The sequence below is a fragment of the Aquimarina macrocephali genome, from assembly GCF_051627225.1.
GTDB lineage: Bacteria > Bacteroidota > Bacteroidia > Flavobacteriales > Flavobacteriaceae > Aquimarina > Aquimarina macrocephali.
In genome coordinates this window covers 1,377,958-1,390,662 of sequence record NZ_CP151795.1, presented here as the reverse complement: position 1 = coordinate 1,390,662, position 12,705 = coordinate 1,377,958, and the positions used below count along the sequence as shown (strand labels likewise).

The window sequence follows — 12,705 nt, the reverse complement described above, 5'->3', positions numbered from 1 at the left end:
GTTTAAAAAATTAAAGGAAAAATAAAGTGTATCATAGTTAGTCCACCAATAAAAAACCCAATTACGGCAATAAGAGAAGGGATTTGCAGATTACTTAACCCAGAGATAGCATGCCCAGAAGTACACCCGCCAGCATATCTGGCTCCAAAACCTACAAATATTCCTCCGATTATGAGTAAAAAGAGTGCTTTGGGATCTGTTAAGGCTTCATTAGAAAATAACATATCAGGCATATATTCCATTCCGGCACTATTAAAACCTTTGGATTGAAGCTCTGAGACTACTTTTGGATTAATGGATACAGAATTATCTACCGATAAAAAAGTATTGGCAATGAATCCTCCTATAATTACACCAAGTACCACAACTAGGTTCCATCGCTGAGCTTTCCAGTCGAATCTAAAAAAATCCGTTGTTTTCCCTGCTCCGCAGATAGTACATATCGTTCTTAAATTAGATGACATACCAAATCTTTTTCCAACCATTAGTAATAAAAATAATACTAATGCAATTAATGGTCCCGATACATACCACGGCCAGGGGTTATAAATCCAATTCATTTATATTAATTTTTTAGACAAAGTAATTAAATTGAAAATGAGTTGTCTGTAACTTAAGTTACAGAGTTTTTATATTTTACTTTACGGTAGATGGGCACACATAATCTGTAGTTTTAATACCTACTTCTTTAATGTCCTTAAAACCTCCGGCTATATCAATAAGGTTATGAATCCCTCGACTTTTTAGTATAGATGCTGCAATCACAGAACGATATCCTCCTGCACAATGTACATAGAAGGTTTTATCGGTAGGAAATTCAGCTAAATAATCATTAATAAAATCCAATGGCGTATTATGAGCATCATCAATATGTTCTGCTATAAACTCACTTTCTTTACGTACATCAAAAACAGGAATATCATCATCAGCTATAGCATTTTTAAATTCTAATGCAGAGATTGAAGTTAAGGTATCATAGTCTTTACTTGCTTTTTTCCAGGCTTCGAAACCACCTTCTAGATATCCTAGGGTATTATCAAACCCTACTCTTGATAACCGAGTAATTGTTTCTTCTACTCTTCCTTCTGGTGTTACTAATAAAATAGGTTGTTGTACATCTGCTATTAATGCTCCAACCCATGGCGCAAATCCACCATCGATACCAATAAATATGGATCGGGGAATATGCCCTTTTACATATTCATTCTGATGTCTTACATCTAGAACTATAGCGCCGGTTTCATTAGCGAAAGCTTCAAAATCTTTAGGAGAAAACGGTCTTGTTCCTTTTTGAATTACCTCATCTATATCGGTATAACCTTCTTTATTCATTTTCACATTAAGTGGAAAATATGAAGGAGGAGGTAGTAATCCATCTGTGACTTCTTTTACGAACTCTTCTTTAGTCATATCTGCTCTAAGCGCATAATTCATTTTCTTTTGGTTTCCCAAAGTATCTACTGTCTCTTTCATCATGTTTTTACCACAAGCAGAACCAGCACCGTGTGCAGGATATACAATAACATCATCTGCCAGAGGCATAATTTTGGTGCGTAAGCTGTCATAAAGCGTTGCTGCCAACTCTTCCTGAGTCATATGTGCAGCTTTTTGAGCAAGATCCGGGCGACCAACATCACCAAGAAATAAAGTGTCTCCACTAAAAATAGCATGATCTTTACCTGTAGCATCTTTTAGAAGATAGGTAGTGCTCTCCATAGTATGCCCAGGAGTATGTAAAGCAATTATCGTAATTTCTCCTAGCTGAAACTCTTGCTTATCTTTGGCAATTGTTGCTTCAAAAGAGGGATTGGCACTAGGTCCAAATATAATATCAGCACCAGTTTCTTTAGCCAGCGTTACATGACCACTTACAAAATCTGCATGAAAATGAGTTTCAAAAATATACTTGATTTTTGCATTATCTTCATCTGCCTTTTCTATATATGGTTTTATTTCTCTTAGAGGATCTATAATTGCTACTTCACCGTTACTTTCTATATAATAAGCTCCCTGAGCGAGGCACCCTGTGTATATTTGTTCTATCGTCATGTATTCTATTTTTAAACTTTTCTTGATTTTAGGAAGAGAAGCTATGCATTTATTATTTATTATTCAAAAATAAGGCAATTATTATTGCAATACAGTAACAATTGTTACAAAGCTTATTTGTAAGTTAATTCTGTACTAAGAATATCAATAGTTTACATTTCTAATACTTCGATATTGTTTCTATTAAGTTTAACAACACCCCTTTTTTCAAGTTTTTTAAGCAGTCTGGAAATTACTACTCTAGAGGTATGAAGGTCATATGCAATTTGCTGATGTGTAGTATTGATAGTTTTGGTATGACTGATTTTGGTTTTATCTTTAAGATGTTTTAATAACCGATCATCCATATTTAGAAAAGCAATACTGTCTATGGTTTCAATGGTTTCTATTAACCGTTTATGATAGCTACTAAAAACAAAGCTTCTCCAGGATTTGTATTTTGTAGTCCATTCTTCCATTTTTGCGATAGGAATCATTACTAATTTGGTATCTGTCTCGGCAATGGCTTTAATTTCACTTTTATGATGTCCCAGACAGCAAGATAATGTCATAGCACAAGTATCTCCTTGTTCTAAAAAATACAATAATAATTCGTCTCCATCATGATCCCCTCTAAGCACTTTTATGGCACCACTAATGATCAAAGGCATATATTTAATATAGCTTCCGGGTTTGATAAGCTCAAAACCTTCAGGGATTTCTTTAAAAGTGCCTACCTGATTAATTTCTTCGAGCAATTCGTCTTCAAAAAGATGACCGTATTTATTTTTTATTTCTTTAATCATCCTTTTTTATTTTTTAGAAATAATCCTAATTGTAGTTTTGCCTCCTGATATCCGAGGTCATATATTTTATCCAAACTACTACTGCTAAAAATACCATGATTAACCAATTTCTTTGGTTGAACTATTATATCACAGAGATTAAATTTAATTTCAGCATTTGGCATAGCTCTAAGATAATAGGCTCGTTGCATAACGTTGTATGAGTGCTTAAAATCAGAAATCTTTGGTTTCCTAATCGGGGACACGTCTACACCAATAATCAGGTCACAATGTTTTTTGAGCGGTGATACCGGAAAGTTATCCAAAATCCCACCATCAGCATAGAGTTCATTATCAATTGTAACCGGAGTAAAAACACCTGGAAATGCGGCAGATGCCAATAAAGGTTTTATCAATTCTCCTGTGTTAAATACTTTTGTTGTTCCTTCAATAAGATTGGTGGCTGTAACAAATAATTTTTTATGCAGGGATTCAAAGGAGTTTTCGGGAAAATAGGTGAGTAGGTCATTATAGAATTTTTCAGAATCTAAAAAACCGGCTTTTTTTCGAGAGAACCGATTTAATTTGAATAAAGGTGTTTTGGTAAAGAAATTTTTCATTTCCTCTGGAGAATAACCACCTGCATATAGTGATCCTACAATAGCCCCTGCACTTGTACCTGAAACAAAATCGACAGTCATTCCAGCTTCCTCCAGGGCGTGTATAACCCCTATGTGCGCAACCCCTTTAAATCCTCCGCCAGAGAGTACTATCCCTATGTTTTTAAATGCTTTCATTTTCATTAATAAATTTACAAAACCGGACTAAAGATTTTGGCAAAACCTTCTTTTAATTTTTCATTCCAGGGGCGTTGTATAAAAGTGTTAAAATCCAATTGCTTACTATTTTTACTATCTTTTAAGAAATCATCTCTTAATTCTACAGCAAAATTATCGTCGTAGATTACTGCATTTACCTCATAGTTTTGTTCAAAACTTCTAACATCCAGATTAGTTGTTCCTACAGATGATATGGTGTTATCTGCTACAATGGTTTTACTATGTAAAAAACCTTCTGAGAATAGATATATTTTTACTCCTGCCTGTAGTAGGTCTTCAAAATAAGAACGAATACACCATTTGACGATAACGTTATCCGATTTTTCTGAAAGTAATACTCTTACATCAATTCCGCTCATTGATGCTACTTTTAATGCATCCAGAATAGATTCTCCAGGAATAATATAGGGGTTTGTAATATAGATATAGTCTTTGGCTTCATTAATTATAGAGAAATACATCTGTTGAGTTGCCGAAAAATCAGAATCCGGGCCACTATGTACGATTTGGACTGTAGAACCTTCTGTCTTTTTATACGTATGAAAATATGAAGTCTCCAGGACTTCATCATTAGCACTTATCATATACCAATCCATTGCAAAAATAGCCTGAAGACTATGAACAACGGGTCCATTGAGTTGTAAATGCATATCATGCCAAGCCCCTAGATTAGCATCGCCTTTTACGTATTTATCAGATACGTTGATGCCCCCTGTAAATGCAATTTTACCGTCTATTACTATAATCTTACGATGGTTTCTATAGTTTATCGATGATAAAAATTTACCAAACTTGATAGGTAAGAATTTATGGATTTCGACTCCAATAGATTGCAGTTTTTTGATATACTTTTTACTCAAAGACATACTACCAATGCCGTCGTACAACACCCGTACTTTTACTCCGTTTTTTACTTTTTTATGAAAAAGCTCAAAAAGATCAGATGTTAATTTACCTTCTTCAAAAATGTAATATTCTAAATGGATAAAATGCTCTGCACTCTCCAAAGCATCAAATATAGCCTGAAAAGTAGCTTCGCCATTTTTAAGTAATTTCACTTCATTTCCTGTGCAGGGAGCAAAGTAGGAGTTTTTGGTAATTAAAGAAATGATTTTATGATGTTCTGTATATTCTTCTTCTGTTATTGGAGAATATTGATCTAATGCTTTTGTAATATATGAGGTTACTTTTGGGGTATGTTTTAATCGGAATAATTTATTTTTTCTACGATTTCTACCAAGCATTAAGTACAAAAAGATTCCGCCAACAGGAATAGTAAAAATAGTAAGAAGCCAGGCCAATGTTTTTGTAGGACGCATTCCGTTTAAAAGCAATCGTATGACAATAAAAACTCCTAGTAGGATATAAAGCGTTGTAGCAATATATAATAACATGTATTGTATGAGTTTTATAAGATTTATTGACTATGCATAATCAAAAGAGGCACTCTTGTTCCATAACTTATTTTAGAAGTCTCAGATCCCTTAAAAAACCGATCTAAAAATGTTTCTCTTTTGATAAACATAGCTGTCATATCGACATCCATGATTTGCACAAAACTATTTATAGCCAAAGCAGTAGGTACATTGATAATAGAATGAAAGGTATGATTTATTTCTTTAAAAAACTCCTTCATGTGTTTTTTGTCATCAAAATCGGCTACAGTAATAGTATCATCTTCTTTAATTTTAAGAACCCGTAAAGATGATTTATGTTTTATTATAGTATCCATCAATGGTTCAATACCTTCTGTATTAAAATGATCCCAGTAATCTATAGCATATAAAATAGTTTTTGGGTCTTTATACTTACATCCTTGGGGGATTGCAATTATAGGGCAATCTATTTTACGAATGACATTAAGTGTATTACTGCCAAACACAACTTCTGATGCTCCTGTAGCACCATTTGTTCCCATAACGATTATATCTATGTTCTTAGATTTAACTGTTTGTCGAATAGCATCTGTAAAAACATCATAATCGGTAATGGTATTAAATGTATAATTTTCGTCTGGATATTGGTCGGTTAACTCTTCAACCATTTGAGTCAGTTTTTTTTTAACATCGCTAATCACTGATTGGTGAATTGTTGTATTAGCGGGAGCAGCCATAAGATCATCTGTAGTATAGTGAGATGCCTTTTGTACATTAAAGATGTGAAAAGTGCAAAGTTCATTTTTAAAAAACTCTAGAGCATAATGTATTGCGTTTCTGGCATTGTCTGAAAAGTCGGTGGGAAGAAGGATATTTTTCATGAATAAAAGATTTATAATTTTAAAAATAGATCAGATAGGATAGAATAACTATGATATCCGTCATGATATCAGTCTATTGTCTTTATTCAGAATGAGTTAACCTCCAATAGCAATCATACTACGATTATTAGAATGCATGTCTGGTTGGCTAAATTTATCCAGTGTATCCATCCCGCTACGTACTTTAAATTTGGTTTGTACTGCTTTTTGAATGATAGGAATTATTGATTCTCCTGCTCTTAGTGTGGTTAAAAGATCTGATTCTTTTGAAGAGAATAAACAGTTTTTTATCTGCCCGTTTGCAGTTAGACGTATTCTATTACAACCATCACAAAATGGATTGGTCACAGAACTTATAATAGCAAAAGTGCCTTGATACCCTTTTATTTGATAACTTTTTGTAGTGTCATTAGGGGCGTCTTGGAGTTTTATAACCTCATTCTCTTTAAAATTAGAATGTACTTTAGTGAGAATCTCTTGTAAAGAAACGAGTCTCTCCATATTCCATTGATTCCCGTCAAAGGGCATAAATTCGATAAACCTAACATGTACAGGTAAGTTTTTACTCAAATTAATAAAATCAATGACCTCATCATCATTAAAATCTTTCATCAAAACACAATTCACTTTTACCTGAAAACCTTCTTTGACTAATAAAATGATATTCTGATATACTTTTTCGAAGTATGATCTACGGGTAATTTCTTTATTTTTTTTGGTATCCAGAGAATCCAGGCTAACATTAAGGGTTTTGATACCACATTTTTTGAAGTGATCAATAAATCTATCCACAATCACACCATTGGTAGTTAATGTTAATTGAACAGGAAGTGAGGAGAGTTTTTCCATAATAAGAGCAGCATCTTTGCGTATCAAAGGTTCTCCTCCCGTTAATCGAATTTTGGTAACTCCCATGCTTACAAATTCTTTGGCGATGGTATAAATTTCCTCATAAGTCATAAGGTGATCTTTGGGAGATAATTGAATACCATCTGCTGGCATACAGTAGGTACATCGAAGATTACATCGCTCTGTGAGTGAAATACGCAGGTAATTGTGTTTTCTGCCAAAGGTATCGGTAAGTATGTTTGACTTAGTCATGTCTCGCTCCTTTTAAAATTCTAAACACATGTAATACTTCAGGGAAAATTGCATCCATAGATTCTTTTGCTCCATTAGTAGATCCTGGTAATGCCAATACCAAGGTGTTTTTAATTGTTCCTGCTACACTTCTGGATAACATAGAGTAGGGCATACGATCTTGTCCATATTTACGTACGGCCTCTTCGATACCAGGAATGGTTCGATCTAAAAGTGGTTTTAATGCATCTGGGGTGACATCTCGTTTAGAGAGGCCGGTACCCCCGGTATAAATAATGAGATCCGCTCCTTGTTGTTGATACTGTTTTGCATTTTCCTGTATGATTTCGGTTTCATCGGGGATGATTACATAATCTAAAATATCAACTTCGCATTTTTCTAATTTTGCGATGATGGCTTTACCAGCTTTATCTTCTTTCTTTCCTTCAGAAATAGTATCAGAACAAACAATAACAGCAGCTTTAAGATCTCTTCTAAATTTATCCTTATAATCAGATTTCCCTCCTTTTTTATTCAGTAATTTAATATGATGAATCTCGACACCCTTATCGATAGGTTTCAGCATATCATACATATTTAGAGCAACAACACTTGCTCCATGCATTGCTTCTACCTCTACACCGGTTTTATAAATTGTTTTTATAGTAACCAAAACTGTAATTTCTAGTCCTTCAATGGTATACTCAATTCCGGTATATTCTATAGGTAATGGGTGGCAATCAGGTAGTAAATCGGGAGTTTTCTTCACACCAAGTAACCCTGCAGCTTTGCTCATTGCAAATACGTCCCCTTTAGGAACGATACCTTGTTCTATAGCCTCTATAGTTTCGGGTTTACTAACCTTTACAATTGCTTGGGCTGTTGCAATTCTCAGTGTAGATGTTTTATGAGTGATGTCTACCATATTTTTTTAAATAATAAATTTCAAAAACAGGACTAACTATTCTGTTTCCATTGATGTGTTTGATCTTCAAAAATCTCTTTTCCAAAAACGGGAACGTCTGCTTTAATAGCTTCAACCACATATTCCAGGGCTTTAAACACTACTTTTCTTCTTGGGGAAGACACAAACACAAAAAGACAAATCTCCCCGGCATTTACCGTTCCTAAACTATGATAAATATGCATACAGGTAAGGTCAAATTTTTCAAAAGTGGCTTCTCGTATTTCATGGAACTTTTGATTTGCCATTTCTTCATAAGCAGTATAGTCAATAGCACTTACCACCTTACCATCAATTTGATCTGCGCGAACCTGTCCCAAAAAAATGTTATGAGCTCCTATACTGGTTTTAGTTTGATGTTTTGCAATAGATGTCCCTATAAATTCTGACGAAATTGCACCTTGCACAAATACATTTTTTGGTTTCTTTTTTTCCATAGTTATTTTTTTAGATCTATTAGATCTGGTATAATTTCATGTAAAGCAATAGCCCCACCTTTTATATGAGATATGTTTTCGAATCCGTTCTGAAGTAAAATCTCTAAAGCTTTTTTACTTCGAATACCAGATTGACAAAAGACTATCGTTTCTTTTTCTTTGGGAATAGTATCTAATTCTTGTTTGAGAATACCTAATGGGATACAAATAGGATGTAAACTTTCAATTTTTGGTTGCTCATGAGTTTCACGAACATCTATAAATTGGGCATTTTTTACTAAAAAAGCTTCCTTGGCCGTAATTTCTGAAATTTGCTTCACACCACAAAAAAGGTCGTAGTCTGTAGTTTCAAAACGATTTGCAGAATCGAGTATTTTGGATACTTCAGAAGGAACTCGATTAATAGTGAAAAATGAGAATTGTGTGGTTAGGCAATTGTACATTAATAATTTTCCGTTAAGGACATCACCCAGATCTAAAATAATTTTAAGAACCTCGTTTGCTTGCATACTGCCAATAATACCTGGTAATACTCCCAGAACACCTATCTCAGAACAGGAAGGAACGCTTCCTGCTTTTGGAGGCTCAGGGAATAAGCATCGATAAGAGGGGCCGTTTTGATAATTAAATACAGATACTTGCCCTTCAAACTTAAAAATAGCACCATATACCAGAGGTTTATCGGTGATAATACAGGCATCATTAACTAGATATCGGGTAGAGAAATTGTCGGTCCCATCAACGATAATATCATACTCAGAAAAAAGAGATATGGCATTTTTTGGAGTTAGTTTTTCTGTATATGTATTAATAGTTAGTGTGGGGTTAAGATCTGTAAGACGCTGTTTTGCAGCTACAGCCTTATTTGTTCCTAAAGAATCAGTCCCATATAAAATCTGACGGTGTAAATTGGAGATATCTACGGTATCAAAATCAACAATACCAATTGTACCTACCCCTGCTGCAGTAAGATATTGTAATACAGGGCAACCCAGTCCACCTGCTCCTATAACTAATACTTTAGAGGCATCTAGTTTTTCCTGGCCAGCGGTGCCGATTTCAGGAAGAATAACTTGTCTATGGTATCTGGGATTAAAAGAATTCATTATCTATGTTTTGAATAATTAAATTATCCACCAGCAAATGGCGGCAACAAAGCTACTTCTACTTCTGAATTAATAATATGACTTTGGTCAACTAATTGTTGGTTAATAGCTACTTTAAAATCAGCATTATCTAATTTTGGATATTGATTTTTTAGCTTTTTTATTAATTGAGAAACCGAACAAACCTCAGTTTGCAAGTGTTCTTCATTAATTGTTGTGGCCTCGGCCAGCATACCAAAATATTTAATGGTCAATTGCATTTGTAATTGTTTTTAAATCCTCAACGGTATTCATATTGGTTACCAAAACAAGCTCTTTGTCAAGTACTGTAATGGTTTTTGTTTTTACTGCTGAAACGAGTTTGCGTAAACGTCGCTCTCCATTAGCAAGTAATTCCTGACACTGATCTGCACATCGTTTTTTATATAATGCGATTAGTGGAGTACTTTTTCCTTCGGCTTCAAATTGAACGATATCGTAATCTTCTTTTTTATAGTACAGTAGTTTTTTTAAAAATTCAGTTGTAATTAAAGGGACATCACAGCTTATGACCAAATTATGTTCTGTTTTACTGTGCATTAATCCAGAATGCAACCCAGCTAACGGCCCAGATTCAACAATGATATCTTCGACTCTATCCACTTCAAAAACGTCATAATCAGAATTACTACTAACGATGATTATTGTATTGACCAACGGTTGTAATGCATCAATACCATGTTGAATAAAAGGTTTGCCGTCGAGTAGGATCAATCCTTTCTCTCTTCCCATTCTAGAGCTCTTTCCTCCGGCAAGAATAATTCCTGTTATATTTTTTGGATCAATCATATAAACGTTAAAATGGTTAAAGCGAGATTTGTTTTAGCTCTTTATCCAGAAATTCCCAGCATTTTTGATTGATATTATCAAATGTTTTAATGACTTTCTCACCATATGGGGTGAGATTGGCACCACCACCACCTTTACCACCGGTAGAAGTAATCACCAAAGGTTCTTTGGTAGATTTGTTCATACTGTCTAATAAGTTCCAGGCTTTTTTATATGACATGCTTAAATCACTGGCGGCCTTGCTCAATGAGCCTGTTTGAGCGATTGCTTTTAATAATTTTACTCTTCCTTCACCCAGAAAAACACCATGCTCAGATTCTATCCAAATTCTACTTTTTATTACGTAATCCATAATACTACCGTTAGGTTTTCAAAGATACAACGATTTTTTTAGAGATGTTTTTCTTTTAGAAGATTTTAATACATAATCTGAATGAGGTTGTCTGAAAAGGTTAATTTCAATGTCAAACAGAGCCCTTTGGTAAACTTAGGACAGGCTATATCGAAGTTTTTATACTGTTGATAATCGATTAGTCTTCGACAGGCTATCATTGATTTATTTTTTGGAGTGTTGATTTTCAATAAGATAACTTTGTTTTGTGCTTAAGCTAAATAGCTTCGATTCTACCTTCTTTTCATTTTCTTTACTCGTCCAAAGAAAACGAAACAAAAGAAAAGGCACTTTTTCAAGGTATTTTTCAGTTGTACTGAAAACCAGATTAGTTTTGCTAAAATCTTTCCAAGGCTTCAAGATTTTCTAACACAAAACAAATCCTATACTGGTGAAAAAGATTTTCAAAGCTCTGCTTTGGAACGCCAATTATTCAATGTATAATTTTTTATTGACTAGCTCAGGCTTACAATTCTGTCCTAGATTTACCTTTTCAGACAGCCTTGTCCATTTTATAAATTTTTTGTTGATGTTTCTATCACTTTATGGCAAATTAATCACCTGCACTGTATCCCCAATATTAACTTCTGTTACATCTTCGGGAAGATAAACCAAGGCATTGGCCATGGCAAAAGATCTTAACATAGAAGATGCTTGTCCATCCAGGATAGTTACTTTGTTCTCTTCAGAATATGCTTTTAAAAACTCGGCTCTTTGGCCTTTTTTCGCATATTTGAGATTAGAAATAGCGGTGGTTCGTTTTAAGTTATACTCTTTATATCCTGATATTTTGAATAATGCAGGCAATACATAGATATAAAAACAACTTAGCGAAGAAGCAGGGTTACCAGGTAGTGCAAATATGGTTGTGCCTTGTTTTTTGGCAAAATAGAGAGGCTTTCCTGGCTTTTGCTTTACTTTATAAAAGATTTCATCGACATCGAGTGCTCTTAATGCTTTACCTACAAAATCATAATCTCCAACTGATATTCCTCCAGAAACTAAAACCGCATCATAATGAGCTATTGTATTTTCTAAAAGAGAAAGGGTAATATCATATTCATCTTCAACCTTAAAATAAGATATATCGGTAAACCCTACTTTGGTTAGAGCAGTTGACAGCATGATCGAATTGCTCTCATAGATTTGTCCATATTTAAGAGTTTGTCCCGGTGGTACTAATTCATTTCCTGTAGCGATGATTGCTATAGATGGTTTTTGATACACATGTACATGAGTGATTCCCAAAGATGCGAGATATCCTATGCCAGCAGCCGTAATCGTGGTTCCTTCAGGAAGTGCGATATCTTCTTTTTTTATTTGCTCACCAAGAGGACGAATATTAGCATTAGGCAGTACAGTCTCTTGTACCAGTACCTGATTATCTTGTATTTCTACTTTTTCTTGCATGATAACAGCCTTTGCTCCTGATGGTACAGGGGCGCCTGTAAAAATTCTAATCGCTTTACCTTGCTCGAGATTAGGGTCGGTATCATCTCCGGCTTTTACTTCACCAATCAGGTCAAATTTTCTTTCTTCGGTAGATCCCAAAGCGTATCCATCCATTGCAGATTGCTGAAAAGGAGGCATATTGATGGGAGACATGATATCCTTTGCCAGTACATATCCCAATGCCTTTGATATAGGTATTGTAGTGACAGCATCTGTTTTTTTGATGCTATTTTGTATTAGTTGAAGGGCTTTTTCTACAGCTATCATAGGTAGTTTCGTTATATACACAAAGATACAGCGAAATTTTATTAGTAAAACTCTATTTTGAAAAGTTTCATCTATTTATTTTTATCGGTCAGATGGAATTCATCTATAATCATTTCGGTTGGTGTTAACCGGGCTAGTATGACTCATTTTATAGGAATGCGTTTAAAATAGACAGTTGAAATAAGGTTAGTAGGATAATTATACGCATCATTAAAAAGACCTCATAGATTTACTGAATCATTTCAGTAAATCTATGAGGTCTTACACTTAG

General features: G+C 34.3%; 14 protein-coding genes. All 14 read right to left on the bottom strand.

The window, feature by feature from the left end:
* Positions 1-2: 2 nt before the first annotated feature.
* The 14 genes from AAFU52_RS06200 to AAFU52_RS06135 all read right to left on the bottom strand — a co-directional run bounded on the left by AAFU52_RS06200 (position 3) and on the right by AAFU52_RS06135 (position 12,434).
* On the bottom strand, positions 3-560 hold the full coding sequence (locus AAFU52_RS06200; protein ID WP_438425873.1) for a YeeE/YedE family protein: 558 nt from the start codon (positions 558-560) through the stop codon (positions 3-5).
* Positions 561-636: 76 nt separating this feature from the next.
* Positions 637-2,049 (bottom strand): MBL fold metallo-hydrolase, encoded by a 1,413-nt coding sequence (locus AAFU52_RS06195; protein WP_438425872.1) that lies wholly within the window; start codon positions 2,047-2,049, stop codon positions 637-639.
* 152 nt (positions 2,050-2,201) lie between these two features.
* Entirely contained in the window at positions 2,202-2,834 is a 633-nt protein-coding gene (locus AAFU52_RS06190) for a Crp/Fnr family transcriptional regulator (protein ID WP_438425871.1), read from the bottom strand.
* A complete protein-coding gene (locus tag AAFU52_RS06185; RefSeq protein ID WP_438425870.1) occupies positions 2,831-3,610 on the bottom strand; it encodes a patatin-like phospholipase family protein in 780 nt (259 codons plus the stop codon). Before AAFU52_RS06185 ends, AAFU52_RS06190 begins: the two co-directional genes overlap by 4 nt.
* A 14-nt stretch (positions 3,611-3,624) precedes the next feature.
* On the bottom strand, positions 3,625-5,046 hold the full coding sequence (cls, locus tag AAFU52_RS06180) for a cardiolipin synthase (RefSeq protein WP_438425869.1): 1,422 nt from the start codon (positions 5,044-5,046) through the stop codon (positions 3,625-3,627).
* A gap of 23 nt (positions 5,047-5,069) precedes the next feature.
* Positions 5,070-5,909, bottom strand: coding sequence for a universal stress protein (locus tag AAFU52_RS06175; protein WP_438425868.1), 840 nt, complete (start codon positions 5,907-5,909; stop codon positions 5,070-5,072).
* Between the two features lie 96 nt (positions 5,910-6,005).
* Positions 6,006-7,010 carry a GTP 3',8-cyclase MoaA gene (moaA, locus tag AAFU52_RS06170; protein ID WP_438425867.1) on the bottom strand — a complete coding sequence of 335 codons (1,005 nt, stop codon included), beginning with the start codon at positions 7,008-7,010 and terminating at the stop codon, positions 6,006-6,008.
* On the bottom strand, positions 7,003-7,914 hold the full coding sequence (moaCB, locus tag AAFU52_RS06165; protein ID WP_438425866.1) for a bifunctional molybdenum cofactor biosynthesis protein MoaC/MoaB: 912 nt from the start codon (positions 7,912-7,914) through the stop codon (positions 7,003-7,005). The genes moaA and moaCB overlap by 8 nt, the downstream gene beginning before the upstream one ends.
* A 32-nt stretch (positions 7,915-7,946) precedes the next feature.
* The gene (locus tag AAFU52_RS06160) at positions 7,947-8,390 is read right to left on the bottom strand and encodes a molybdenum cofactor biosynthesis protein MoaE (RefSeq protein WP_024768116.1); all 444 of its coding nucleotides are present in this window, start codon (positions 8,388-8,390) and stop codon (positions 7,947-7,949) included.
* 2 nt (positions 8,391-8,392) lie between these two features.
* Complete coding sequence (gene moeB, locus AAFU52_RS06155) at positions 8,393-9,496, bottom strand: molybdopterin-synthase adenylyltransferase MoeB (RefSeq protein ID WP_438425865.1); 1,104 nt, start codon at positions 9,494-9,496, stop codon at positions 8,393-8,395.
* A 23-nt stretch (positions 9,497-9,519) separates the two neighbouring features.
* The gene (locus AAFU52_RS06150; RefSeq protein WP_024768114.1) at positions 9,520-9,756 is read right to left on the bottom strand and encodes a MoaD/ThiS family protein; all 237 of its coding nucleotides are present in this window, start codon (positions 9,754-9,756) and stop codon (positions 9,520-9,522) included.
* Positions 9,740-10,324, bottom strand: a complete 585-nt coding sequence (gene mobA / locus AAFU52_RS06145; protein WP_438425864.1) for a molybdenum cofactor guanylyltransferase — start codon at positions 10,322-10,324, stop codon at positions 9,740-9,742. The genes AAFU52_RS06150 and mobA overlap by 17 nt, the downstream gene beginning before the upstream one ends.
* 16 nt (positions 10,325-10,340) lie before the next feature.
* On the bottom strand, positions 10,341-10,676 hold the full coding sequence (locus tag AAFU52_RS06140) for a winged helix-turn-helix domain-containing protein (protein WP_438425863.1): 336 nt from the start codon (positions 10,674-10,676) through the stop codon (positions 10,341-10,343).
* 582 nt (positions 10,677-11,258) lie between these two features.
* On the bottom strand, positions 11,259-12,434 hold the full coding sequence (locus AAFU52_RS06135) for a molybdopterin molybdotransferase MoeA (RefSeq protein ID WP_438425862.1): 1,176 nt from the start codon (positions 12,432-12,434) through the stop codon (positions 11,259-11,261).
* Positions 12,435-12,705 lie beyond the last annotated feature (271 nt).